This window comes from Rhodococcus sp. S3, from assembly GCF_058211795.1.
Genome location: NZ_CM177074.1, coordinates 4,874,367 through 4,897,585 on the forward strand (window position 1 = coordinate 4,874,367; position 23,219 = coordinate 4,897,585).

A 23,219-nucleotide genomic window follows, 5' to 3' on the forward strand; every position below is an offset into this window, starting at 1 on the left:
GACCGCGTGCGGATCGTGACGACGCAGAGGCACTATCCGGTTCGGAAGTCGCGTTCGGAACCCGCCCACTCGCGGGCCCACTCGCGCAGTTCCACGGCGCGGATCTTCGATCCGTTGCCCCCGACCGTGGTGGGCATCCGTTCGATGATGTGGATCGCCGTGGGCACCTTGAAGGCCGCGAGGGTCTCGCGGCACCAGGCCCGAAGGGTCTCCGAGGTCGTGTCCGCGGGTGCGTCGTCGGTGGGGACGACGAAACCGATCGCCTCGGTGTAGCCGCCGTCGCCGGTGATTCCGACGACCTTGGCCGTCGCCACGCCGGGATGCTCCGCCAGACGCGTCTCGATCTCGGCCGGATCGACGAGGAAGCCGCGCAGGCGCAGAACGTCGCCCATCCGGCAGATATAGCGGAAGCCTCCGTCGCCGAGGTCGACGGCGAGGTCGCCGCTGCGGAACCAACCGTCGGCTGTGAACGCGCGCGCCGCCGCGTCGGGGTTCCCGAGATAGGCGTCGACGACGTTCGGGCCGCGGAACTGCAGTTCGCCCTGCTCACCGGCCGAGAGGACCCGATCGTCGTAGGGATCGGCGACTCGCAGTTCGATCGCGGACTCGACCGCGCGTCCGCCACCGTTCCAACGCACCGATTCCGGATCGTCGGCGTTCCACAGCATCGCGAGGGCGAACACCTCCGACGAACCGAACACACCGGAGGTGTGGGTACCGAATTCGTCGCGCAGCCATCGGGCGATCTCGTGGGAGCGGCCGAGGAAGTCGGCGATGCCGACCCAGCGCAGTGACGACAGATCGACGCGTTCGCCGTCGTGCCAGGCGTCGTAGAGACGGCCGAACAGGTCGTCGGCGCCCACCGCGTGCGTGACCCCGACCTCGCGCATCCGGCGCAGGACCGCATCGGGATCGAAGACCGTCTCCATGAGCAGCGCTCCCCCACCGGCGAGCGCGGCCATCGCGGTACTGAAACCGAAGACGCCCGAGACCGGGAGCACGCACAGCGCCACGTCGCCCTCGGCGACCTTCATGATCACGGCGTCGGCGCGTCCGTGACGGACGACCGCATTACCGCGGTGCGCGGCCAGCTTGGGCACGCCCGTGGAACCGGATGTCGTGAACGCCACCGCGATCCGGTCCTCGGGATCGTCGTCGATCCCGGCCGGGGTGAGTGTCGCGGTGTCGGGTGTCCCGGGTGCGTTCGCGCCACGCGTGTCGCCACTACCCGCCGTCCACGCGCCACCACCGAGATCGAAGTCGGCCGGGGAGGCCGAGGCGTTCGCCGGTCCGGGCACCACCGCGACCACCGGGGTGGCCACGTCGGGGACGGACGCCGCGGCCTCGGTGAGCCGGCCGAACAGGTCGAGTCCGTGGAAGGCGGCCGGCACGGCCACGACGGCAGGTCGCGCGGCGGTGAGGATGTGCGCGACCTCGCGGGTGTTGTAGCGGGTGTTGACACCGATGACGTGGGCGCCGAGCGCGGAGGCCGCGAACTGCCACACGAGTGCGTCGGACCAGTTCGGCAACATCACCGCGATGCACTGGCCGGCGCGCAGGCCGATGCCGTCGAGTTCGCTGCGCACGGCCTCGACCCGGTCGCGGAACTCTCCGCGGCTGCGGGCGACCGCCACGTCGTCGACGATGTCGTAGGCGATCGGGGCATCCGGGTTCGCGGAGACGAGTCCGTCGAGCAGTGCGGGCAGGGTATCGGTGCGGGTGGTGGTCACAGCGCTGCCTCCTCGGGAACAGCGACCCGGCGCAGTTCACCGATCCAGGTGTCGGCGAGCGCGGCGAAGTCGTCGATCTCCTCCATCGGATAGTGCCCGATGCCGGCCAGTGCCGTGAAGCGGGCGCGTCCGGGAAGTGCGTCGTTGATGGTCTCCGCGGCCCGGGCCACGGCGTCGGGGTCGATCCACGGGTCGTCGACTCCGGCGACGAGGTGGATCGGTGCGGTCACGCGGTCGAGGCGGTCGCGCACGTCGTGGGTTCCCCAGCCGATGAGGTCGGACGACGAGATCTCCGGGTCCTCCCGCTTGTGCATGAGCGCGATCGTGTGCGCCTTCGCCTGCGGGACCGAACGTCCCACGGATGCAAGGGTTCCCAGATAGGTACGTTCGGAGCGCGACGGTCCGGCGACGTCCTCGAGTTCGCGGCGCAGACCGGCGACGTTGACGCGGCCCGGACCGGGTTCGGCCTCCATCGCCACGGCACCGGACAGCGGACGGTCCGGGCGGGTCGCGAGTTCGAGGGTGAGCTTGCCCCCGATCGAGCAGCCCATGACGAACGGCCGGTCGACGCCGAGCGCGTCGAGCACCTCGCACAGCCAGTCGCCGTAGGTGATCAGGCTCGTGACGGGGCCGCCGGGTGCGGGTTCGGAACGTCCGTGGCCGGGCAGGTCGGGGACGATCACCCGGTAGCCGCGGTCGGCGAGATCGCGGGCCACGTGGCGCCACTGCACGCCGCTCTGGCCGGCGGTGTGGATGCACAGGACGGTGGGCAGGGCGGTCGCGTCGAGCGCGTTGCCGGATCGCGCGTCGGGAGTGACGATCTCGACGAAGCCGAGCGCTCCGCCGATCTCCAGGTAGCGGGCCTCGATCATGAGCGGGCCTTTCGGGCGAGGGCACGGGCGTGCCCGATGATCGTGTTGAGCGGCTTGGTCAGGCGCAGGTACTCGTATCCGTCTCCGGTGGAGGAGAATTCGCCGCGGATGGCGCGGCGCATGAAGTCGTTCTCCTCGGACAGGACGAGATCGGCCCAGGCGTGGTCGGGGGCGACGAAGGTGAACGTCGCGCCGTGCGGGGTGCGCCGGGTGACGTCGACGATGCGCCCCTTGTAGATGCGCAGGTGCAGTTCGGTCTCACCGCTGCGCAGTCCGATGGTGCCGTCCCAGGTGGACAGCGACGAAGCGAATTCCGGGTCCTCGGAGAGGCTTTCGGCGAGCAGCGCACCCCAGGCCGGTGTGCAGAAGTCCAGTTCGGCAACGGTCGGCTGCTCGTCGTCGAAGGTCCATGTCTCGGTGCCGGATTCACGTACTGTGCCGGTCGCGTCCACGAGCCGGATGAAGCGGCGCGCGGTCCGTCCGGACACGCGGGTGATCACGGTGTCCGTGGACACGACGTCCGATGTGGAGACGGGATCGGTTGCGTTCCAGTCGAATCCGGACGCGACACCACCGGGAACGGGCGGGACGAGCGAGGCGACGGCCAGGGCACCGAGGAGAGGTGAGTTTGCCGGCGCCACCACACCGGAGTCGGCCAGGACGTCGGCCACGGCGCGGGGTTCCGAGGCGGTGCGGTCCCCGACGGTGAGCGGGCGGGTGACGGTGTGTGCGCTCATGCCTGTTCGGGCCTTCCCAGGAGTTCGTCGGAGATGATGCGCATCTGGATCTCGCTGGTGCCCTCGAAGATCTTCGTCAGACGCGCGTCGCGCCAATGGCGTTCGACCTGGAAGTCGGTGGTGTAACCGGCGCCGCCGTGGATCTGCACGGCCTCGCTGGTGACCTGCTCGGCCATCTCGGTGGCGACGAGTTTGCACATCGACGCCTCGAGCGAGCACCGCCGGCCGGTGTCGATGTCGGTGGCGACCGAGTACATCAGCTGGCGTGCGGCTTCGATGTCGGCGGCCATCTTCGCGATCTTGAACCGCAGATGCTGGAAATCGCCGATGGGACGGCCGAACTGGCGGCGGGTGTGCACGTACTCGATCGAGTCCTCGAGTGCGGCGCGGGCGAGACCGATCGCGCGGGCGGCGGTGTGGGCCCGGCCCACCTCGAGACCGGAGACGGCGAGATAGAAGCCCTTGCCCTCCTCACCGAGCATCTTGTCGGCCGGGATGCGGAAGTTGTCGAACGACAGTTCCCAGGTGCTCCACCCGAAGTAGCCGATCTTGCGGACCTTGGTGCCCGAGATGCCCTCGGGGAACACGCCGCGCTCCTTCTCGACGAGGAAGGCGCTGATGCCGCGGTGCGGCTTGGCCGCGTCCTTGTTCGGATCGGTGCGGGCGAAGAGCACGAGGTAATCGGCCTCGTCGGCGTAGGTGCACCACATCTTGGTGCCGTTGACGACCCACTCGTCGCCGTCGCGCACGGCGCGGCAGGAGATGTTCGCGACGTCGGATCCGGCCTCGGCTTCCGACAGGGCGTACGCGCCGAGGTACTCACCGCGCGCGACCTTCGGCAGCAGTGCCGCCTCCTGCTCGGGGGTGAAGCCACCGCCCATGCCGTTGCCGCGGGCGAGCAGACCCGACACGCTCATCCATGCCCGCGACAGCTCCTCGGCCACGAGGCAGTACTCGAAGACGCCGAGCCCGAGACCACCGTGTTCCTCGGGGATCATGATCCCGAAGAAGCCGATCTCGGCCATCTCCTTCTTGAGGGAGTCGGGGATGGTGCCCTGGACCGGGTCGAGTTCGTTGGCGACGGGCAGCACCTTCGTCATGGCGAAGTCGCGGGCGAGGTCGCGGATCGCGAGGCGTTCCTCGGTGAGATAGCGCGGGGAATCGGTGCGCGGCTGCGAGGGGCGGTGGGTCATGGGAGGTGCACTCCTTCGATGGACCGGAGTAGGTCATTAACGCTTGTTCACCCAGTACAGCACGGCACCCATGACCCGTCAACGGTTCAGCGCGAATATCCGACCAGATTGAGCGCGTATCCGGCGAAATCGTCGGCGACCTCCTGCGCCGAGAGGGGGCCGCTCTCCCGGAACCAGAGGGGGATGCCGGCGCACATGGTCAGCACCGCGGTGACCCCCTGGTGTACCCGCTCGAGCGTGAAAATCCCTTGCTCCACACCGTCTTCCGCGATGTCGACGAAGAGCTGCTCCTGCGCGTCGCGCGAGCCCACCACACGCTTGCGGTCGAGCGGACCGAGATACCGCAGCTCCGAATTCGCCACCAGACACGCTCGCGGATTCCGCGCGGTGTACAGCGCGTGGGCCGAGACCGCCGCGCGCCACCGCTCGGCCGGATCGTCGCCGACCTTGCGCAGGGCGTTGCGGGTCGCCGTGAACTGCTCGTCGCTCGCGCGGCGGAGAATTTCCACGAGCAGTTCCGACTTGTTCTCGAAATGGTTGTAGACGTTGGCAGCGCTACAACCTGCGGCGTTGGCGATATTGCGCATCGTCGCCCCGTGGAATCCGCACTCGTAGAACTCGTCGAGCGCGGTCTCGAGAATCCGTTCCCGAATGGACGAGGACGCACCGTTCGACCGACTGTTCATCCCTGCACAGTAAGCGCAGATCGCGCCGACCAGCAAGAACCTTCCCGTTGACGGGGATGTGCACCGTTGTTATGGTCCGCATCACATGAACGGTTGTTAATAACCCTCACAACGGAGGATCTGCTGTGTCCAGTCCCCACCCCGAGTCGTCCCTGCTCGACCGCATCACCCGCCTCGAAGACCTCGAGGCGATCCGGAAGCTCGACGCGCAGTACTGCCGCCACCTCGACGACGGCAACTGGGACGCGCTCATGGACCTGTTCACCGACGACGGCGAGTTCGACGGCCTGTCCCACCCGCGCGGGAAGGAGGAGATGCGCACCTTCTTCGCGGGACTCGCCGACGGCGGGCTGACCTCCTTCTGGCACTTCATCACGAACCTCGAGATCGACCTCGACGGTGACCGTGCCACGGTGCGCTCGTTCCTGTGGCAGCCCTGCGTCACCGACGGTGCGCCCGCGATCGCGGCCGGTCGCTACAACGACCGGGTAGTCAAAATCGACGGCCGCTGGCTCTACGAGGTCAAGCAGGTCCGCTTCCACTTCTTCGGCCCGCTCGAGGCCGGCTGGGACGAGAACCTCTTCGCGCTCGACAGCGCCCGTGGCGCGGCGGTGCGAGCATGACCGACACCGTGAACAACGCCGTCCCCGCGTCCTCGACGGACGAACTCGTCTGGACGCGGATGCTCCACCTTCCCGAGATCGCGGAACTGCGTCGCCGACGCGCCCGGGTGACCAACACGCTCGGTGGCATCACCGTCGCGCTGTTCACGTCCTTCCTCGTCGCCTTCATCGGATTCCCCGACCAGCTCGGCGCCACCGACGTCCTCGGCATCCCGCTGTCGCTGTGGGTGGTGTTCTCCCAGTTCGCCGGAACCTGGGTGCTGGTCTGGGCATACTTCCGTCTCTCCCGCACCTACATCGGCCCCGCCGTCGACGACGCCGTCGCAGCCGTCGAACGGAACCGTCCCGCATCCGAGAAGGTCGCATCATGACCGGTGACGCCGATTATCTCGCCATCGCGATCTGCAGCGCCGTCATCTCCCTGACCCTGTGGGTGACCTTCGCTGCATCCCGGCGCGCGAAGAGCGCCGACGGATTCTTCGCCGCAGGTCGCTCGATCTCGAGCTGGCAGAACGGATTCGCCATCGCAGGCGAATTCATCTCCGCCGGCAGCTTCCTCGGCACCACCGGCCTGATCTTCTCCAAGGGCGTCGACGGCACCGTCATCCTGTTCACGTCCGTCATCTCGTTCCTGCCGGTGTTGTTCCTCCTCGCGGAGAAGATGCGCAATCTCGGCAAGTACACCCTCGCCGACGTCCTCGTCTTCCGCACCGACTCGCGGAACGTGCGGGTCGCGGTCGCGCTGAGCACGATCGCCACCGGCACCTTCGTGCTGCTCGCCCAGCTCGTCGCGGCAGGTGTGCTCCTCGAATCCGTCTCGGGCATCCCGTTCTGGCTGTCGGTGGTGGTCGCCGGATCGCTCATGGGCATCTACGTCTTCGTGGGCGGTATGCTCGCCACCACCTGGGTGCAGGTCATCAAGTCGACGATCCTGTCGGTGCTCGCGATCATCGTGTGCTTCGGCATCCTCGCGCAGTTCGGCTTCGCGTTCCCGAAGGTCCTCGACGCCGCGACCGACAACGCCGTCGCGGGCGACGCGATCCTGTCCCCCGGCCTGATCTTCGGCCAGACCAGCGCGATCAACCTCATCTCCTACGCGCTCGCGTTCGCCCTGGGCACCGCCGGGATGGCGCACATCCTCATCCGGTTCTTCACCGTCCCCGAGGCCACGACCGCCCGGCGCTCGCTCGGCTGGACCGTCGCGCTGTGCAGCCTGTTCTACCTGATCGTCATCGTGATGGGCTTCGGCGCCGCGGCCGTGCTCGGACCGAACGGCACCGACCTCGTCGGGCCCGGTGGCAACCTCGCAGCACCCGTGCTCGTCACCGAACTCGGTGGCGGCGCCGGCACGATCGGTGGGTCCGTCGCGCTCGCACTCGTCGCCGCGGTCGCCTTCGCGTCCATCGTCGCAGTGGTCGCCGGTGTCGTGATCTCCGCGGCCGGCACCTTCGCCCGCGACGTGTGGCCGGCGGTCACGCGGAAGGAACCGATCGAGAATCTCGACGCGGACGAGCAGGCCCGCGAGGACGAGGCCCAGGCCCGCATCGCGCGGTACGGAGCAGTGTCCTTCAGCGTCCTCGCCATCGGTCTGGCCATGCTCATCGGTGACGACACCAACATCACCTTCTTCATGGGCATGGCGTTCATGGTGGCCGGCAGTGCACATCTGCCCGCTCTCGTGTTGAGCCTGAACTGGCGGCGCTTCAACGCCACCGGCGCGGTCTGGGGTGTGCTCACCGGTCTCGTCTCGACGGTCGTGAGCCTGATGTTCACCGAGGCCCTGTGGATGGGCAGCGGGCCCGCTCCCCTGACCATCCAGCTCCCGGTGATCGTCACCATGCCGCTCGGCATCGCCGCGTGCGTGATCGGGTCGATCGTCGGCGAGAAGCGCCGGGGACGCGGCCGCCTCGAGGACGAGAAGTTCGCGGAGATGCTGGTGCGCGCCGAGACCGGCATCGGCGCGGAGGTCGCCGCCACGCACTGATCCGTCAGCGATATTTCGGGTTCGCGACCTTCAGCCGGTTCGCGGCCAACCCCCTGATCACCTCGGCGACCTGCGGGTCGTCGAGGTGATCTCGTCCTGCACGCACACCGAGGGCGAGTTCGGCTTCGGAGCGGTAGCCGAGCCCGGCGAGCCGCACCCGATAGGTCTCCCGCACCGCCGGGGCGAAGGTGGCCTCCCGCGCGGCGATGCCGAGGACGTGCGCCGCGACCCGGCTGCGGTAGCGGGTCTTCGCATCGGCGCCCGCCCCGACCTCCAGGACGAACTCGCGCACCGCGTCGAGCAGCTCTTCGACGGGCGGTGCCCCGAGGAACTGCGGGGCGGCGAGCGGAGTCTCCGTCTCCTCGTGGGGTGGAACGCCCAGCAGATCCAGCAGGTCGTGTTCGCACTCGGCGACGCGGCGGCCGATGGCGAGCAGTTCGAGGGTGTTGTCGCCACCCGTCGCTGCTGCGGCGGCCTGCATCCGGCAGATCACCGCCCATCGCAGCGAGCCGTAGACCTCCCACCAGTGGACGACCTCGGGGTCGGGACTCTCACCCGATTCGTCGGCGTACCCGCGGAACAGGTCGTCGCGGGAACCGAACCCGCCGACCGGGTGCGGCGAGCCGAAGCGCCAGGTCCGGGTGCACAGCCACCCGAGGTCCTCCATCGGATCACCGACGTGCGCCAGTTCCCAGTCGAGCACCCCGCGCACGCCCTCTGCGTCGACGAGGAGGTTCCCGTTGCGGAAGTCGCCGTGTACGAACGCTTTCCCGGTCGCCGGTGGACGGTTGCGGGTGAGCCACGCGAAGGCGGCCTCGAGCGTCGGCACAGGTTCGCCGTTGGTGAGGTACTCGTCGAACAGGGAGGTCAGCGGGTCGTGTTCCGGCAGGTTCGGTACGGCCTCGATGTCCATGCGGTGGATCCGGGCGAGGATGCGTCCGAGTTCGTAGGGCAGCGCGGCGCGGACCTCGGCCAGATTCTCGTCGCGCAGCAACTTCTGCGGGAGTGCCTCGCCGGGCACCTTCGACATCACGAGGTAGGCGCCGATCCCGGGGTGCGGTTCGTCGCCGCTGCGGTCGATGACGTCGGGCACGGGCACGCCGACGCGGGCGGCCTCGTCGAAGGACGCCGCTTCCATAGCGATCCTGCGTGCGTCCTCGCGTCCCGGCGGGTCGCGGCGCAGGATGAGTTCCCGGGTGTCGCCGGTGGCCGCCACCGCGGTGATCGCCCACGTCTCGCGGCTCGCACCGCCGGTGAGCCGTTCGATGCGCCGCAGCGTCCAACTACCGTCGAGTACCGACGAAAGACGCTTCGTCAGTTCGTCTTTCAATTCACCGCTGACGCCACCCACCGCGACCTCCCCTGTTCGGTTTCCTGCGGTGGATACTCCCACGGGGATCGGCGGTGTGCGAGCACTTCCACCGTGACGTCGCGGAGTGTCAGGCCGCGAACCCCACCGCCCCGATGACCGGGATGATCGTCATGAAGACGATGGCGATCGCGAAGAGCGTGATGGTGATCTTCTTGTCCCAGCGCGATCGCGTGCCCGTCGCGGCGAGCATGAAGAAGACGAACCCCACGCAGATCGATCCGATACCGATGACGACGGGTGTTTCCAACATGGCTCCATCATCGCCCATCACCGGTTTGCTCTGCGGTAGCGGCTGCGAGAACCGATCACAATCAGCCGTGTCGTCTCAGCTACCTTCGGGGACACACGAGAGAGCTCGAGCCACCGCCGGTGCTTGCATCATTTTGCGGATCGCGGCGGCGAAGTTGGGAGCCTGTGCGTCTTCGAGACGAGCCACCAGGTTGAACGGTCGATCGAGTCTGCGGTGATAGGCGATCTGTTCGAGCAGGGCTTCACGGACAGTGGAGATTGCGTCCCGGTGGACGAGCATCAGGAAGTCGTCCGGGGTATAGACCTCATAGCCGAGAAATTCGTCATGAGCTACCGCAAAGTCGTGAAACCCATTGTCGCTGGTGATGACATATTGGACGTCACCATGTTCGGCAGCGGCATGCAAGTGCGCGTCGTACTCGTCTGTATATGCCAGACCCGGATCGATTTCGTATCCCTTGATTCGGCCATGTGCGGCCACTCTGACGATGTTGTCCCGCACTCCCCCGATCTGACGATCGGAGAAGTGCGGGTGCTTCTTGCGCAGGTGATATACCAACTCCGCAAGAATGTCCTCGGTCCAACGCAGGTGGAACAATGGCGGACCGGACCTGTTGGCCAGCAGACAGAGCCAGTCCCTCAAAGTCCGCGAATACAGTACGTTCGCGTCCGGCAGCACGTTCGGCACTCGTGAACTCACGCGTGTGACAATAGGCTCCCTACCGCCACATACACATACGAGCCTTCCGACTGTCAGTAATCCAGTCCCTCGGCTTCCTCGAAGTCGCGCAGATCCTGCAATGCGGCCCTTTGTTGCTCGCGCAGCCGGTCTCTGTAAGCGAGGACGTCCGCAGTATGGAGTCGCGTGTGGGTCCCGACCTTGTGTCCTGGGATCTGCCCTTCGCGGATCAGTTTCATCAGCGTCGGGCGAGAGATGCCGAGTAGATCCGCCGCTGATGTAGTGGTCAGCTCATCCGGCATCGAACCGATGGTTACCGTGCCACCCGCAGCGACGATCTGCACAACTTCGGTGAGGATTGCGGCCAGCTCGGCGGGAACCACCGACAGCAGATCCGCAGGGTTGAACGCTCCGGCCTGCGACACCTGATCCGATGTCACCGTCAGTGTCGTCTTTCCCACGCCGCGATCGATCACTGCGTCCATCGCTCACACCTCCTGCATCCACTCCGACCGTAGCCACTTTCACTTATAAGTGCAACATATTTGTAGGGGGTGATACCCGCCCCCTGGAAGGCCCGAACGGAGAGAGGCTGTGAGGCTTCTCGACAGTCCGAGCCGCCACAGCCGAGAGATCAATGCCGGAGGCCGGACCCCGGCCGGAAGGCTCCGTGGAAGGTCATCGGCACGTGGTGCTGCAGGTTCACCGCCGCGACCGGCCCGTCGCCCGGTCGATCGGCGCGCAGGACGACGAGTCTGCTGGTCCTGCGCGCGGGCCGGTGCTCGAGTGTCAGCAACCAGCCGTCGCCCTCGGCGTCGCCGCCCGGCGCGAAGAGCGGTTCGCAGACGGTGTCGCCGGCGGCGGCCGTGTATCGGCTCACGGCTCCGGCGCGATGATCGATCGTGGTGACCGAGTCGGGATCGCCTCCCGGGACCGATGCCGATGCCGTGTAGCTGTAGCGATGCTCGGTGGTAGCGAACCGCTGGTCGAGCTGGGGGAACTCACATCCGTGATCGTCGAGTTCGATGGTGGTGACGCGGCGGGTCCGCCGGTCGACCGACAGCCGGGTGAGGGTGCCCCCGAAGGCCGGCCCGGCGGACTCGCGATAGTTGCGTAGGTGCCTGTTCCACCCTTCCCAGCCATTGGCGGGATCGTGTGCGACGAGTTCGACGACGGTGCGGTCCCCGTCTTCGTGGGCATTGGTGACGTGGAAATGGAACAGCGCATCGTGTTCGACGGTGGTCGGCCTACCGCCGTCGCGCGGGACCAGGACGATGGTGGTGCCGAGTTCCGGCCGATAGGACAACGCGTCGTCGAAGGGACGCAGACCCAGAGCAACCGGGATCGGATTCCGGACCACCAACGGTCCGAGTACGAACATCAGGTGGCGTTCGGTCAGCGCGAAGTCGTGGACGAATCCGAGCTTCGGAATCGGGACGGTCGCGAGTCCGTGCAGCCGACGGCCGCGATCGAGTCGATAGCAGCGGATCATCGGTCGCGGGAAGAAGTCGAGCCCGAAGTTGAACACCTCACCTGTCGCGGGGTCGGTCTTCGGATGCGCGGAGAACGCTCCGACGCGCTTCAACGCACCACCGAAGGATTCGGGCCCATAGGTCTGCAGGGTCTCGGCGTCGAGCCGGTGCGGTCGTCCCCCTTCCCAGAGGGCGTAGAGCACGTCGTCGTGCAACAACACACTCGTGTTCGCGAGATTCTCAGGGAACCTCAGCGCGTTGGCGAGCGCACCGCCGATCCTCTGTGTACTGAATCCTTTTGCCGGACGACGTGTCTCGTTCGTCCTCGCGAAGCTCTTCGTCCGCACGTACCGATTCCGGTAGTGGACCCCCCACCGGCCCGATCTCGATGTGGGAGACCATGCCGTCACCGTCGAAGATATGACTCAGGGGATGACCGTCGACGTCGAGACGGCCGGGCCCGATCCGGTAGAGCGCGCCCCGCAGGCCCTCGGGAATCGCGCCCTCGATGTCGTCCAGGTCGTAGTCGAACTCCCGGTGCTGGGAGTCCCACGGTGACGCCCCGAGTTCCTACGCTTGCTGTTCCGACGCCCCCGTTGCAACGGTCATGTACCGACGGTCGCACAGATGAGACAGATTGCGAAGAACTGTCTCATTGCCCTCCGCGACATCGGCGGATCAGCGATTGAGCTGTGTGATCCGTCCGGTCAGCAGCGTGGCGAACGCCGTCCACGCCGAGTACGGAGCCAGCGCAGCCCCCGCAGTCGGATTCGCCTCGGCCGTCCGGCGCGTCAGATCCGCGGTACTGGCGGCGAGCAGGGCGGCGACCACAGTGGCAGGCATCAACCGATGCCACTTGAAGAACACCCACGACCACGACGCGTTGAGGACGAGATTCGTGGCCAGAGCCGCGATGTAGTTGCGACGACCCGCGTAGTCGTCGGCGTCGGTGTACTCGTCGATCGCGACGGCCGAGGTGACAGCGATATCGGCGTACAGCGCCGTCCAGACGATCGGGAACGCTGCGGCCGGAGGCTGGAAACCGGGCTTGCGCAACTTGCGGTACCACCGGGAGTTCGTGTCCTGGGAGGCGATCGATCCGACGATCGCGGTGGTCGTGGTGGCAGCTGCGGTCGCGAGGACGGTACTGAGTCTCATGTCTGTCGGCTCCTGTGGATGACGGTTGATCGTCGGCTACCCGAGCCGAAGGAGCACGAAACGGACACCCCGGTAGGGTGGCGGGCGGGGAGGTCGACATGAGTGGATTGCAGCAGGTCGGCGACGGGGTTTGGGCGTTCGTGCGCACGCCCGGCGGCTGGGGTGAGGCCAACACCGGGTTGGTCGTCGCTCCGGGAACGGCGTCGCTGGTCGTCGACACCGCATGGGACGTCGCATGGGCACAGCGCATCGCCGAGGCCCAGGCACCGTTGGTCGCCGATGCTCCGATCACCGACGCGGTGAACACCCACAGCGACGGTGACCACTGGTGGGGCAACGACACGCTGCCGCCCGACGCGCGGATCACCACCAGCGCCGCCGCACTGGACGGGATGCGCGAGGATCTTCCACCGCGCGCCCTCACTGTGCTGGCCGGCACGGGCTCCAGGATCCGGCGCGTCCCCGGCCCCGTCGGTGCGGCCGGTGCCTACATGGCGCGGGTCCGCGGCGGTGCCCGCTTCCCGCGCCGCACCCCGCGGATGCCCGACACGACCTTCGCGACCGCCACCTCACTGGACATCGGTGGTCGCACGATCGAACTCGAGCAACTCGGGCCGTGCCACACGGCCGGCGACCTGGTCGTCCGCGTGGCCGATGCCGGGGTCGTCTTCACCGGCGACCTGCTGTTCATCGGGTCGACGCCGATCCTGTGGCACGGCCCGCTCGACAACTGGTTGTCGGCGCTCGACCGATTGCTCGGCTGGGACGCCGCGGTGTACGTACCCGGGCACGGGCCGACCTGTGGTGCAGCGGAGATCCGAGCACTACGCGACTACTGGCTGTGGCTGCGCGACGCCGCCCACGATCATCACCGGGCCGGACTCACCCCGCTCGAGACAGCACGGAAACTCGTGCGCACGAGAGACTTCGATGCGTGGCGCAACTGGGAGTCGCCGGAGCGCATCGCGTTGAGCCTGAGCACCCTGTTCGACCAGTGGAACGGCAACCCACCGGCGCCGCCCACCATCACACGTCGCGCCGCAGCCTTCATCGCGGCCGAAACACTGCTGCGCGAAGGAGCATTCGAGGCAGCCTGACCGCCGGTCAGGACAGGTGCTTCGGCTCCGGGGTCGTCTTGTGCGACCAGTCCGACCCCACGGGCGCAGTTCCGAGCGCGTCCGGGCACTCGTCGCGTCCGGCAGGAGCCAGGGAGATCACGATCGACTTGTAGGTGGGGCAGTTGCTCTTCAGTGCAGTCGAATCGAGCGGGACGAGAGAGGGTTGGTCTCCGGGTAGTAGGCGGCCGCGCTTCCTCGTGGCAGGTCGTACTCGACGATCCGGAACCTCTTGGCGCAACGGTCGCGGTCGTCGCCGTCCCATCGTGTGAACAGGTCGACGAAGTCCCCGTCGTCGAAACCCAGTGCGGCGATGTCGTCCCGGTGCATGAACACGACACGACGGCCACCCTCGATCCCGCGGTAGCGGTCGCTGAGGCCGTAGATGGTGGTGTTGAACTGGTCGTGGCTGCGCATCGTCTGCAACAGCAGATGCCCCGGCGGAACCTGAACCACTTCCACCGGCGATACGGCGAATTCTGCCTTACCCGAATCGGTATCGAAGGTCCGGGTGTCGCGGGGCGGATGCGGCAGGATGAACCCTCCCGGACGCCGGACGTTGACCTCGTAGCCCTCACAGCCCGGGACGACGCGAGAGATGCGCGAGCGGATGTTCGCGTAGTCGTCGCGCATCGCCTTCCAGTCGATCCCGTAACGGTCACCGAGCGTGGCCTCGGCGATGCCGGTGATGATCGCGACCTCCGAACGAAGGTGCTCGGAGGGTGGCTTCAACGGTCCCCGGGACGCGTGGACCGCGCACGTCGTGTCCTCGACCGACACGAACTGTGGCCCCGAGGTCTGGACGTCCTTGTCTGTGCGCCCGAGCGTCGGAAGGATCAATGCGGTTCTGCCGCAGACCAGATGGGAACGATTGGGCTTCGTCGAGATGTGCACGGTCATGTCGATTCCGGCCATCGCCTCGGCTGTGACGCCGGTGTCCGGCGCCGCCTGCACGAAGTTGCCGCCGAGGCCGAGGAAGAAACGCACCTTGCCGTCGCGCATCGCCTTGATCGAATCGACGGTGTCGTAGCCGTTCTCGCGAGGAGGATCGAAACCGAACTCCTTCTCGATAGCGTCGAGGAAACTCTGCGGCGCGCGTTCCCAGATCCCCATCGTGCGGTCGCCCTGGACGTTCGAGTGTCCGCGCACCGGCATGAGCCCGGCACCGCGCTTGCCGATGTTGCCCTGCGCGAACGCGAGATTGCAGATCTCCTTGATGGTCGCCACGGCGTTGCGGTGCTGGGTGATTCCCATGGCCCAGCAGAACACCGTCGCCTTCGAGCGGCGCAGCATCTGGGCAGCCTCGGTGATCTGCTGGCGCGACAGGCCGGTCGCGGCGACCACCTCGTCCCAATCGATGTCCCGGACGTGTTCGACCCAGTCGTCGAATCCCCGCGTGTACTGCTGCACGAAGTCGTGATCGAGCGCGTCCCATTCGACGAGCAGCGACCCGAACGCCTGCAGCAGTGCCAGATCTCCGTTGACCTTGATCGACAGATGCAGGTCGGACAGGTCCGTTCCCCGTCCGAGCACGCCGCGCGGCGTCTGCGGATTACGGAAGTTCACCAGACCCGCCTCGCGCAGCGGGTTGATCGTCAGGATCTTCGCACCGTTCTGCTTGGCCTCTTCGAGTGCGGTGAGCATGCGCGGGTGGTTCGTGCCGGGGTTCTGGCCCTGCAGGATGATGAGCTCGGCGTTGTGCACGTCGTCGAGCGTCACGCTGGCCTTGCCGATGCCGATCGATTCCTGCAGCGCGATGCTCGTGGACTCATGGCACATGTTGGAGCAGTCGGGCAGGTTGTTGGTCCCGAACGCCCGCGCGAACAGCTCGTACACGAAGGCCGCTTCGTTCGACGCACGCCCGGAGGTGTAGAAGGTGGCCTGATCAGGGCTGTCCAGCGACTTCAGCTGCTCACCGATGAGGTCGAAGGCCTCGTCCCACTCGATCGGGGTGTAGTGCGTGGCGCCGGGCCTCTTGACCATCGGGTGCGTGATGCGGCCCTGCTTGCCGAGCCACAGTTCGCTGTGTGCGGCGAGCTCGTCGATGCTGTACCTGGCGAAGAATTCGGGGTCGGCGCGTCGCTTGGTGCCCTCCTCGGCGACGGCCTTGGCACCGTTCTCGCAGAACTCGGCGATCTTGCGATGCCCGGGGTCCGGGTCGGGCCACGCACAGCTCGGGCAGTCGAACCCTTCGGCCTGGTTCAGTTCGAGCAGTGTCTCGGCCGAACGCACCAGTCCCATCTGTTCGAGGGATCGTTTCATCGCCACGGCGACGCCGGTGACGCCGGCGGCAGCCTTCTTGCGGTCTCCGATCTCGAGGTCGGCCTCGTCGTAGTCGGACTGCAGGTCGCTCTTTTGCATTCGCTCACCTCTCACCACGCACAGCTCTGCACGGCGGGTACCCATGGTGTCCGCCCCTCGAAACCCCGCTCGGTTCCCGCTCCGGGGCGGTTGATCGGACGTACCCTCGGAGAATGGGATGGTCGAAAACGCTCGGTATCCCGGCCGCTGCGGCGGCCGCTGTCGGTGCCTACGATCTTGTGCAGAAACGACATTCGCTGCTGCGGAACTTCCCGGTTCTCGGGCATGCGCGTTACGTCCTGGAGTCGCTGGGACCCGAACTGCGGCAGTACATCACGACGAACAACGACGAGGAGCGGCCGTTCAACCGCGACCAGCGCAGGTGGATCTACGCGTCGTCGAAGAACGTCACGAACACCTTCGGTTTCGGCAGCGACAACGACATCGAGTACACCGACGGGTACACGATCATCAAGCACCGGACGTTCTCGGACCTGCCGCCGTCGGCGGCGCCTCACGGTGGCGAGAAGGTCTCCATTCCGTCCGCGAAGATCCTCGGTGGTGCCCGGGGGCGCGCCCGCGCCTTCCGCCCCGGGTCGTTCGTCAACATCTCCGCGATGAGCTTCGGCTCGCTGTCCGGTGCCGCCGTGGAGGCACTCAACCGGGGTGCCGGCGCAGCCGGGTGTCTGCAGAACACCGGCGAAGGTGGCCTGACGAACTACCACCGCAACGGCGGAGAATTGATCTTCCAGATCGGCACCGGCTACTTCGGGTGCCGTGACGAGGACGGCCACTTCGACCTCGCACGGCTGAAGCGGGTCGTCGACTCGGCGCCCGTCCGTGCTCTGGAGATCAAGCTCAGTCAGGGCGCCAAGCCCGGACTGGGCGGACTGCTCCCCGGAGCCAAGGTCACCCCGGAGATCGCCGAGGTCCGTGGAATCCCCGTCGGCAAGGACTGCGTGAGCCCCTCCCGGCACACGGAGTTCCACGACATCGACAGCCTGCTCGACTGGGTCGAACTGCTCGCCGCCGAGACGGGGCTCCCCGTCGGCATCAAGTCCGCCGTCGGCGACACCACCTTCTGGGACGAACTCACCCGGCGGATGAGCGAGACCGACCGCGGCGTCGACTTCGTCACCATCGACGGTGGCGAAGGCGGAACCGGCGCTGCACCATTGGTGTTCGCCGACGCCGTATCGCTTCCGTTCCGCAGCGGCTTCGCGCGGGTCTACGCGACATTCGCCGAAGCCGGCTTGACCGACGACGTCACCTTCATCGGTGCCGGCAAACTCGGCCTGCCCGACAACGCGGTGGTGGCGATGGCGCTCGGATGCGACATGGTCAACGTCGCCCGCGAACCGATGTTCTCGATCGGATGCATCCAGGCACAGAAATGCCACACCGACCGCTGCCCCACCGGCGTGGCCACCCAGAACCGCTGGCTCACCCGAGGACTCGACGTCCCCTCCAAGGCCGACCGCGTCGCCGACTACATCGAAGCCCTCCGACGCGACGTCTTCAAGATCGCGCAGGCAACCGGAGTGGCACACCCCGGCCTGATCACCGTCGACGACATCGAGATCGCCGACGGCAATCGATGCGCCGTCACCCTGCGGGAGCTGTACGGCTACCGAGACGGGTGGGGACTGCCGTCGCAGGCGGACCGGGAGGAGATCACGCGTCTGATGACCGCGGAAGCGGTGACGACACCGGGTGGGACGGAGGAGTCGACGGCGACCTCGTAATCACCTGTGGTCAAAAGATCGACAAAGCGATGCGGCCGATAATGCCTCGTTATGTTAACTAGCTACTTTCGGGCGTTGCATGTGATGACCGATCCGCCTGCCCCGATCGTCGATACCGGGCGCGGCGTATCCGGAAAGTCGATCCGACCCCAGTCTCGGGCGGGACTCCGCGAAGCCGTCACCGACGGCGGTTCCAGCCACTGGTCCGATCACTGCGTATAGGTCGCCATCGAGTCGCAGCGACACGCGAATGCCGTGTCCGTTGCAGCAACGTCATGCTGCCGGTGGCGACCGCGCACATGAGACACCTCTATGTCCGACAGTGCGTTGGGCACCGCGGAGGCATTACGTCCCCGGAGTGTTTCTACGGCCCACCGGCCGCCGTCGCCGCTTCCACATTTGATGGATAATCGGGGTTATCCATGATTCATCGCAGTGGCGGAACTGCGCAAGGGTGACCCCGCCAATCAGCGCCATCCTGCGCTCCGAAGGACGCCACGTCGAGAGGCCGTCAAGCCCGCTGGCACGTGCGAGTTGATACCGGGGATCCTCTGTGGGGTCGGAAACCGGGTTCTGGACCACTGTGTGTGATGGTGCGACACTGCGACTCAGGGTAGGGATCCTGGCAATTCCGCCTGGCAGACTTCGGCCATGGACCGGAACCGAGGCACCGGAAACAACGGTCGCCACGAGTACTACAGCACCAGCGACGTCGGTGAGGAACTGCCGACCGTCCGGCACGGTGACTTCGAACAAGCGGACTGGGATATGCGCTTTTTGTCCGCGCTGACCAGACATCTGTCGGCACGACCCTGGGACACTGGGGTGTACGAGATCGAACGGCTGAGCTGGGCGGATTCGGTCATGACGTTGGTGGTGCGGGTATGGGGTCGCGATGACTCCGGCGTGGTCGGTTGGCGCGAACACCTGCCCACAGTCCGAGCAGGTTTCGCACCCGACGATCCGGAGACAGTCGCGAGCGCCTGGCACACCGGCGAGTTCTGTCCCAGCTACCTGCCGCACCCGTATTCGCCTGGCCCCGACGGTATTCACTGGATCGGGACCCGGCGACCGTCTCGCCCCGACAACCGGTGATATCGGCCTCGCCGCTGGATCGTCACGGAAGGGTGGACCAGAACCGGACACTGTCACGTTAGGCACGCCGGCGCCGAGCCGCTCCACCGTTCGGTGCCCGCTCGTGCCTCCAGTCGACCCAGCGACCGGGCGAACTTCGACATCCTTATACGCTCTAGCAGCTAATACAAGATAAAGTAGGATTTCTCATCTAAGCTTGTACACGTCGAGGGGACGAGCATGGCCGAAACATCACAGCTTCTCTCCGGCGCGATCGCGCTGCTGCGTCGTGCCGGCATCCGCCTTGTCTCCGGTTCCCTCGACGCCTGGGACCTGACTCTGCCCGACGGCCGGGAATTGCCGACCCGGGTGCGCATATCCCGGCGGCCACCCACCCCCACGGTCCTCGCCCGGCTGCTCGCCGAACCGGGCCCAGCCCGGCGCGTGCTCGTGGTAACCCCACACGCCACGGCGCATCTGCGCACTCTCGCGACAAACGGCGAAATCGATCTCATCGCCGTGGACGAAGACCTACTCGTATTCGCCGGCGCGCGCTACGACGTGACCGAAAACGCAACCCCTACATCCCCTGCCGCATCTGCTGCCCGGGGCCGTAAACCCTGGGTGCGCTGGGCTCTGGCCCGGGTCCTGCTGCTCTCGGATAGGGCGCAAACCCAACACCGGCTCGCCGAGACACTGGAGGTCTCCCAGCAGGCAGTCTCACTCGCCCTCAAACAGCTACAGGCGGTGCGGCGCACCGAGCACGGCTGGTTCGCCGCATCCCCCGAGGAGTTGCTCGCGGACTATCTGGCCGGCTATCCCGGTCCCGGTGGCGCCATGACCTACTGGTACGGCCTGGATCCGGTGATTGCACAGGCCACCGCCGTTGTTGACTTCTGCGCCCGGCAGGATGTGGCAGTGTTGGTCAGCGGCGATGCCGCGGCCGATGTGTACGCCCCATGGCGGCTGCCGACCCGGGCGCTGCTCTACACCGATCGGTTCGTCGACCTGAGCGCCGCGGGCTTCAGTCCCGCCACCGAGGCCGAACACACCATGGCCGTGCAGGTTCCGGCCGATCCGACCCTGTGGCGCACCGCGGAGATCAGCGAGCCAGTGCTGTTGGCCGATCCGCTGATCACTGCGGGCGATGTGCTGCGCACCGGTGGCGCTGATGCCGCCGAAGCCGCCGATCATGTGTTCGCCACGATCCGTCAGAAGGCTGCTCTGTGACTGATATGGCCGAGGTGGAGATCCTCGCCGCGTCGAATGCCGCCGACCGCGGCCTGCGGGCGTTGGCCGATCTCGCCGCCGCTGCGGCCGGGGCCAACTATCGGGTCGTCGGCGGGCACATGGTGCACCTGCTCGGTCGCCTCTACCCCACCGACACCGCTGCCCGGGTCACCGCCGACGCCGATGCCGGCATGGACCCTGTCGCCGCAGCCGACGCCACCTTCCACACCGCGCTGCTCGCCCGCGGCTATCGGCTGGTGACCGGCAACCACTACGAGGCACCCTCCGGCGACGACACTCCCCTGTCCGTGGATCTGCTGGTTCCCGGCACCGGTGGTCGCCGGCTCGAACGCATCGAGTACGCCGGGCGCGGCTTCGACGCCATCCCCGGCCTGACTCTCGCGCTTGCCTCCGACCCTCTACGGGTTCGGGTGCGGGCACGCCTGACAACCGGCGAGACCGTGCGTTTCGGGGTGCCGGTGCCCGGCGTCGAGCAGGCGGTGGTGCTCAAGGCGCTCGCCTGGCGCAGCCGCCTCGCCGCCAAGGATGTCGCCGACCTGTGCACCCTGTTGTCGATCACCCATGCACACCGAGACCGGTTTCCCGATTGGAAGCTGCACACCGCCCGTACCGGTGCCCGCAAGGACGCAGCCCGGGCTCTGCACGAGCTGGTCGCCATGCTCGACCGCGGCCAGCGCATCGACGGGCTGACCATCGCCCCGGCGCGTCTGTCCGGTCTCATTCGCCGCTACGTGCTCGACCCCCACACGGCCCGACCGCCAAGCGACACCGGCACCGCGCAGCAGATCGCTCGTGATCCCAGCGGACAGGAGGCGTTGCTGTCGGCTCTGCGCGCCGCCGTGTCCGGTCACCCACCACGCTCGAAGCCCGGTACACCCGGCGGTAGTACGACCCCGGCCCAGCCGGAGCCACCCGACCACAGTCCCCACGCTGGCCCCGACCTGGGGCCGTGACCACGGCGTTCATCATTCGAGGGGATCTCCGGCCTCGCACTTTCCGCGACATAGGCATGCGTGGCTCGCGATGCGTGCACGCATCGCACGCACTGCACGCATCAGGTGGATGTGGTTTCATGAAGTCCTGGGTCCCGCCACTGGTGCAGCTCACGCGGTCAGGACCGGTACAAATCCCGGCGGGAATAGTCTGAGGCACGGTCGCGTTGTACTGGCCCGATCGGGTGCGTCGTCGTGTCCCCCGGGCTCAACCCTTTGCCTTCGCGGAGTTCCGTTCGGCTGGAGCCGTGCTGCGCCTCCGCCGAGAGGCGACCGAACGCACCCGATCCTTCTTCTCTTCTGCCTTCGCCGTCAGGACGTCTGTGACGGCATGGCCCGTGCCCATCTGCCTCACACCGCATTCGGGCGGCACCGAGAGCTCTTCAACGCTTTGTCGATGCGGTCATGGAGCCGTTCCGCACCTCGGTCCACCGCAGGAAATTTGCCCGGTTCGGGTCGTCGGGTACGCCCTGCGCGCGGTGGCGGAGACCTTCAGCCCAGCGCAGACACATCGCCGGTTACCAGCCGGAGTGGACGGCGATGCTGCAGTCGCCGAGTAACCCAACACTGACCACAGCAGAAAAATTCACTGCCGCGCGCGGCGAGCGGGAGATCTGCCGTTTCAGACCGGGTAGTCGACGACGCCCACACCCTTGGCGTAAGCGTCGACGCACTCTTGGCTTGTACGGGACCGGATCTCACCTATCAGGTGTCCACGGCTGCGCACACGTCGTCGCTTCGCGGCCTGCATAGTCTCTGCCACAATACTTTTCGTGTCATTTTCGCCACCTCACAGGCCCCTTGGGACCGTTCATTGCGGCGGTATTGCCGTGCGGGTTGGATAGATCCGCACAGCATAGGTACGGGCGTCGGCGGCGGTGTAGCCGGCCAGGGCGACCGCGTGGGCAGCGACGTCGGGGTCTTCACCGAGACTGACGAGTTTGGCGAGGGCGAACTCCTCCGCACTCTGACGGCTCGGTTCAGTGCATTCGGCGAAGAACCTCCCTGTGGGGATGTGCTGGAAGTCCACCTCGTGCGGGGCGTTGCTGTCAGGCGCGGATCGTTTCATAGAGAGGCGCTGTCCCTGCCGTCGGTGAGAAGGGCGGGTGGGCTGCGATGATGCCACGGGCCTGGCGATCGGCAATGTCGTCAAGCAGCTACGACCGTTGCGCACCTCCACGATCGTCATCAACGGGGCCACCGAGTCGTTCCCGCCGCAGATCCCGGCCGCTCAGCAGAGAATTCTCGCGGATCTCGACTTCACGGGGTACTAAAAATGTCCTAAGTGACCGTTTCAGAATGACGGCCTGCTGCCGGAGTATTTCGAGTGGGTATGGAGAAGATCGAAGGGCGCGAAGGCTCGGGAAGCGTCGTCTACCGTGTGCACCACGGCACGCGTTGATCACACTTCGGAGGTGTACCCATGGAGTTCTACTCCCTGGTCTTGCCGCGTTCGGGCCTGTCGATCCAATGGCGGGAGGACGACATGATGCGCATCGATCCCGCGTCCACAATTGAGAACGAATACTGGTCGCCGGTCTCCGTCATGTACACCACCGATCCTGAGAGTTTCCCGCACGAGATCAAACAGCAGGTCTGGCCCGGAGACAGCCCCGACCCGACATGGTGGCTGGTGATCGGGGCGCTGAACACACCGACAGCGGCAGCGGCTCAGCTCGCCGACGGCACCGCCGTCCCGGTGCACCGCCTCGGTCCACTGGTGTTGTGCGAATGGACGAGCACCCCACAGCGGCTGACGTTGACGCTCGGGTCCGTCACCCACACATTGGCGCCGTTTCGAGCACCGTCGCGGGGTCCGGCTCCCTATCCGTACCCGCGTTCCGATACTCCCGGCGGCGAGGGGGGCTGGGTCGATTTCCCGCGACTCGAGTGAAGTACCTGGTTACTTCTCGCCCACGTGGTTGATCGCTACACGCACATCAAGCTCTATGAGCAGCAGTGACAGGACGAACTGAGGCGCCCTAT

General features: G+C 66.8%; 24 protein-coding genes and 1 pseudogene. 11 read left to right on the forward strand and 14 right to left on the reverse strand.

The window, feature by feature from the left end; translation table 11 throughout:
* Nucleotides 1-32 precede the first annotated feature (32 nt).
* The 5 genes from AC0LPE_RS22575 to AC0LPE_RS22595 all read right to left on the reverse strand — a co-directional run bounded on the left by AC0LPE_RS22575 (nucleotide 33) and on the right by AC0LPE_RS22595 (nucleotide 5,218).
* Nucleotides 33-1,730 (reverse strand): AMP-binding protein, encoded by a 1,698-nt coding sequence (locus AC0LPE_RS22575; RefSeq protein WP_490605280.1) that lies wholly within the window; start codon nucleotides 1,728-1,730, stop codon nucleotides 33-35.
* On the reverse strand, nucleotides 1,727-2,602 hold the full coding sequence (locus AC0LPE_RS22580) for an alpha/beta fold hydrolase (RefSeq protein ID WP_490605281.1): 876 nt from the start codon (nucleotides 2,600-2,602) through the stop codon (nucleotides 1,727-1,729). Before AC0LPE_RS22580 ends, AC0LPE_RS22575 begins: the two co-directional genes overlap by 4 nt.
* Nucleotides 2,599-3,339 carry a hypothetical protein gene (locus AC0LPE_RS22585; RefSeq protein ID WP_490605282.1) on the reverse strand — a complete coding sequence of 247 codons (741 nt, stop codon included), beginning with the start codon at nucleotides 3,337-3,339 and terminating at the stop codon, nucleotides 2,599-2,601. Before AC0LPE_RS22585 ends, AC0LPE_RS22580 begins: the two co-directional genes overlap by 4 nt.
* Nucleotides 3,336-4,532, reverse strand: a complete 1,197-nt coding sequence (locus AC0LPE_RS22590; protein WP_160877234.1) for an acyl-CoA dehydrogenase family protein — start codon at nucleotides 4,530-4,532, stop codon at nucleotides 3,336-3,338. The genes AC0LPE_RS22585 and AC0LPE_RS22590 overlap by 4 nt, the downstream gene beginning before the upstream one ends.
* Before the next feature lie 86 nt (nucleotides 4,533-4,618).
* Entirely contained in the window at nucleotides 4,619-5,218 is a 600-nt protein-coding gene (locus AC0LPE_RS22595) for a TetR-type transcription factor C-terminal domain-containing protein (protein WP_490605283.1), read from the reverse strand.
* Between the two features lie 125 nt (nucleotides 5,219-5,343).
* Between AC0LPE_RS22595 and AC0LPE_RS22600 the strand changes: the two genes are divergently transcribed.
* The 3 genes from AC0LPE_RS22600 to AC0LPE_RS22610 are packed head-to-tail and all read left to right on the forward strand — an operon-like array spanning nucleotide 5,344 to nucleotide 7,825.
* Nucleotides 5,344-5,841 carry a nuclear transport factor 2 family protein gene (locus AC0LPE_RS22600; protein WP_059382645.1) on the forward strand — a complete coding sequence of 166 codons (498 nt, stop codon included), beginning with the start codon at nucleotides 5,344-5,346 and terminating at the stop codon, nucleotides 5,839-5,841.
* Nucleotides 5,838-6,212: a DUF485 domain-containing protein gene (locus tag AC0LPE_RS22605; protein WP_490605284.1), complete on the forward strand. Its 375-nt coding sequence runs from the start codon at nucleotides 5,838-5,840 to the stop codon at nucleotides 6,210-6,212. The genes AC0LPE_RS22600 and AC0LPE_RS22605 overlap by 4 nt, the downstream gene beginning before the upstream one ends.
* Nucleotides 6,209-7,825, forward strand: coding sequence for a solute symporter family protein (locus AC0LPE_RS22610; protein WP_088898099.1), 1,617 nt, complete (start codon nucleotides 6,209-6,211; stop codon nucleotides 7,823-7,825). Before AC0LPE_RS22605 ends, AC0LPE_RS22610 begins: the two co-directional genes overlap by 4 nt.
* A 4-nt stretch (nucleotides 7,826-7,829) precedes the next feature.
* Here AC0LPE_RS22610 and AC0LPE_RS22615 read toward each other — a convergent pair whose 3' ends face one another.
* The 6 genes from AC0LPE_RS22615 to AC0LPE_RS22640 all read right to left on the reverse strand — a co-directional run bounded on the left by AC0LPE_RS22615 (nucleotide 7,830) and on the right by AC0LPE_RS22640 (nucleotide 12,083).
* Nucleotides 7,830-9,176 (reverse strand): phosphotransferase family protein, encoded by a 1,347-nt coding sequence (locus tag AC0LPE_RS22615; RefSeq protein ID WP_490605285.1) that lies wholly within the window; start codon nucleotides 9,174-9,176, stop codon nucleotides 7,830-7,832.
* An 88-nt stretch (nucleotides 9,177-9,264) separates the two neighbouring features.
* Entirely contained in the window at nucleotides 9,265-9,447 is a 183-nt protein-coding gene (locus tag AC0LPE_RS22620; protein ID WP_026061210.1) for a hypothetical protein, read from the reverse strand.
* A 75-nt stretch (nucleotides 9,448-9,522) separates the two neighbouring features.
* Nucleotides 9,523-10,125: a PIN domain-containing protein gene (locus AC0LPE_RS22625; RefSeq protein ID WP_016692581.1), complete on the reverse strand. Its 603-nt coding sequence runs from the start codon at nucleotides 10,123-10,125 to the stop codon at nucleotides 9,523-9,525.
* A 74-nt stretch (nucleotides 10,126-10,199) separates the two neighbouring features.
* On the reverse strand, nucleotides 10,200-10,610 hold the full coding sequence (locus tag AC0LPE_RS22630) for a helix-turn-helix domain-containing protein (RefSeq protein ID WP_016692580.1): 411 nt from the start codon (nucleotides 10,608-10,610) through the stop codon (nucleotides 10,200-10,202).
* Between the two features lie 149 nt (nucleotides 10,611-10,759).
* Nucleotides 10,760-11,944 carry a carotenoid oxygenase family protein gene (locus AC0LPE_RS22635; protein WP_490605286.1) on the reverse strand — a complete coding sequence of 395 codons (1,185 nt, stop codon included), beginning with the start codon at nucleotides 11,942-11,944 and terminating at the stop codon, nucleotides 10,760-10,762.
* Complete coding sequence (locus tag AC0LPE_RS22640) at nucleotides 11,838-12,083, reverse strand: carotenoid oxygenase family protein (protein WP_490606392.1); 246 nt, start codon at nucleotides 12,081-12,083, stop codon at nucleotides 11,838-11,840. Before AC0LPE_RS22640 ends, AC0LPE_RS22635 begins: the two co-directional genes overlap by 107 nt.
* On the opposite strand from AC0LPE_RS22640, the gene AC0LPE_RS22645 reads away from it, so the two are divergent.
* Nucleotides 12,018-12,155, forward strand: coding sequence for a hypothetical protein (locus AC0LPE_RS22645; protein WP_490605287.1), 138 nt, complete (start codon nucleotides 12,018-12,020; stop codon nucleotides 12,153-12,155). The two genes, AC0LPE_RS22640 and AC0LPE_RS22645, sit on opposite strands and share 66 nt — an antisense overlap.
* A gap of 120 nt (nucleotides 12,156-12,275) precedes the next feature.
* On the opposite strand, the gene AC0LPE_RS22650 is transcribed toward AC0LPE_RS22645, so the two are convergent.
* On the reverse strand, nucleotides 12,276-12,755 hold the full coding sequence (locus AC0LPE_RS22650; RefSeq protein ID WP_016692578.1) for a TspO/MBR family protein: 480 nt from the start codon (nucleotides 12,753-12,755) through the stop codon (nucleotides 12,276-12,278).
* Nucleotides 12,756-12,853: 98 nt separating this feature from the next.
* Between AC0LPE_RS22650 and AC0LPE_RS22655 the strand changes: the two genes are divergently transcribed.
* Nucleotides 12,854-13,852, forward strand: coding sequence for an MBL fold metallo-hydrolase (locus AC0LPE_RS22655; RefSeq protein WP_037190394.1), 999 nt, complete (start codon nucleotides 12,854-12,856; stop codon nucleotides 13,850-13,852).
* 7 nt (nucleotides 13,853-13,859) lie between these two features.
* On the opposite strand, the pseudogene AC0LPE_RS22660 reads toward AC0LPE_RS22655, so the two are convergent.
* Nucleotides 13,860-16,231 (reverse strand): annotated as a pseudogene (locus AC0LPE_RS22660) (FdhF/YdeP family oxidoreductase).
* Nucleotides 16,232-16,344: 113 nt separating this feature from the next.
* On the opposite strand from AC0LPE_RS22660, the gene AC0LPE_RS22665 reads away from it, so the two are divergent.
* The 4 genes from AC0LPE_RS22665 to AC0LPE_RS22680 all read left to right on the forward strand — a co-directional run bounded on the left by AC0LPE_RS22665 (nucleotide 16,345) and on the right by AC0LPE_RS22680 (nucleotide 21,194).
* The gene (locus tag AC0LPE_RS22665) at nucleotides 16,345-17,916 is read left to right on the forward strand and encodes an FMN-binding glutamate synthase family protein (RefSeq protein ID WP_490605288.1); all 1,572 of its coding nucleotides are present in this window, start codon (nucleotides 16,345-16,347) and stop codon (nucleotides 17,914-17,916) included.
* Nucleotides 17,917-18,567: 651 nt separating this feature from the next.
* The gene (locus tag AC0LPE_RS22670) at nucleotides 18,568-19,011 is read left to right on the forward strand and encodes a hypothetical protein (RefSeq protein WP_490605289.1); all 444 of its coding nucleotides are present in this window, start codon (nucleotides 18,568-18,570) and stop codon (nucleotides 19,009-19,011) included.
* A 219-nt stretch (nucleotides 19,012-19,230) separates the two neighbouring features.
* Nucleotides 19,231-20,220, forward strand: coding sequence for a hypothetical protein (locus AC0LPE_RS22675; protein ID WP_490605290.1), 990 nt, complete (start codon nucleotides 19,231-19,233; stop codon nucleotides 20,218-20,220).
* Entirely contained in the window at nucleotides 20,217-21,194 is a 978-nt protein-coding gene (locus tag AC0LPE_RS22680) for a hypothetical protein (RefSeq protein ID WP_490605291.1), read from the forward strand. Before AC0LPE_RS22675 ends, AC0LPE_RS22680 begins: the two co-directional genes overlap by 4 nt.
* A gap of 850 nt (nucleotides 21,195-22,044) precedes the next feature.
* Here the strand turns inward: AC0LPE_RS22680 and AC0LPE_RS22685 are convergent.
* A complete protein-coding gene (locus tag AC0LPE_RS22685; protein ID WP_490605292.1) occupies nucleotides 22,045-22,302 on the reverse strand; it encodes a hypothetical protein in 258 nt (85 codons plus the stop codon).
* Between the two features lie 37 nt (nucleotides 22,303-22,339).
* On the opposite strand from AC0LPE_RS22685, the gene AC0LPE_RS22690 reads away from it, so the two are divergent.
* Together AC0LPE_RS22690 and AC0LPE_RS22695 are read left to right on the forward strand one after the other, a co-directional pair.
* The gene (locus AC0LPE_RS22690; protein WP_165369297.1) at nucleotides 22,340-22,507 is read left to right on the forward strand and encodes a hypothetical protein; all 168 of its coding nucleotides are present in this window, start codon (nucleotides 22,340-22,342) and stop codon (nucleotides 22,505-22,507) included.
* A gap of 149 nt (nucleotides 22,508-22,656) precedes the next feature.
* Nucleotides 22,657-23,127, forward strand: a complete 471-nt coding sequence (locus AC0LPE_RS22695) for a hypothetical protein (protein WP_490605293.1) — start codon at nucleotides 22,657-22,659, stop codon at nucleotides 23,125-23,127.
* Nucleotides 23,128-23,219: the final 92 nt, after the last annotated feature.

What these genes read in the sequence shown, in the direction of transcription:
- AC0LPE_RS22595 (WP_490605283.1), bottom strand. Translation starts at nt 5,218, where the DNA reads ATGAACAGTCGGTCGAACGGTGCGTCCTCGTCCATTCGGGAACGGATT.
- AC0LPE_RS22675 (WP_490605290.1), top strand. Translation starts at nt 19,231, where the DNA reads ATGGCCGAAACATCACAGCTTCTCTCCGGCGCGATCGCGCTGCTGCGT.
- AC0LPE_RS22610 (WP_088898099.1), top strand. Translation starts at nt 6,209, where the DNA reads ATGACCGGTGACGCCGATTATCTCGCCATCGCGATCTGCAGCGCCGTC.
- AC0LPE_RS22630 (WP_016692580.1), bottom strand. Translation starts at nt 10,610, where the DNA reads ATGGACGCAGTGATCGATCGCGGCGTGGGAAAGACGACACTGACGGTG.
- AC0LPE_RS22685 (WP_490605292.1), bottom strand. Translation starts at nt 22,302, where the DNA reads ATGAAACGATCCGCGCCTGACAGCAACGCCCCGCACGAGGTGGACTTC.
- AC0LPE_RS22585 (WP_490605282.1), bottom strand. Translation starts at nt 3,339, where the DNA reads ATGAGCGCACACACCGTCACCCGCCCGCTCACCGTCGGGGACCGCACC.
- AC0LPE_RS22650 (WP_016692578.1), bottom strand. Translation starts at nt 12,755, where the DNA reads ATGAGACTCAGTACCGTCCTCGCGACCGCAGCTGCCACCACGACCACC.
- AC0LPE_RS22655 (WP_037190394.1), top strand. Translation starts at nt 12,854, where the DNA reads ATGAGTGGATTGCAGCAGGTCGGCGACGGGGTTTGGGCGTTCGTGCGC.
- AC0LPE_RS22605 (WP_490605284.1), top strand. Translation starts at nt 5,838, where the DNA reads ATGACCGACACCGTGAACAACGCCGTCCCCGCGTCCTCGACGGACGAA.
- AC0LPE_RS22665 (WP_490605288.1), top strand. Translation starts at nt 16,345, where the DNA reads ATGGGATGGTCGAAAACGCTCGGTATCCCGGCCGCTGCGGCGGCCGCT.
- AC0LPE_RS22670 (WP_490605289.1), top strand. Translation starts at nt 18,568, where the DNA reads ATGGACCGGAACCGAGGCACCGGAAACAACGGTCGCCACGAGTACTAC.
- AC0LPE_RS22695 (WP_490605293.1), top strand. Translation starts at nt 22,657, where the DNA reads ATGGAGTTCTACTCCCTGGTCTTGCCGCGTTCGGGCCTGTCGATCCAA.
- AC0LPE_RS22620 (WP_026061210.1), bottom strand. Translation starts at nt 9,447, where the DNA reads ATGTTGGAAACACCCGTCGTCATCGGTATCGGATCGATCTGCGTGGGG.
- AC0LPE_RS22590 (WP_160877234.1), bottom strand. Translation starts at nt 4,532, where the DNA reads ATGACCCACCGCCCCTCGCAGCCGCGCACCGATTCCCCGCGCTATCTC.
- AC0LPE_RS22580 (WP_490605281.1), bottom strand. Translation starts at nt 2,602, where the DNA reads ATGATCGAGGCCCGCTACCTGGAGATCGGCGGAGCGCTCGGCTTCGTC.
- AC0LPE_RS22645 (WP_490605287.1), top strand. Translation starts at nt 12,018, where the DNA reads ATGACTCAGGGGATGACCGTCGACGTCGAGACGGCCGGGCCCGATCCG.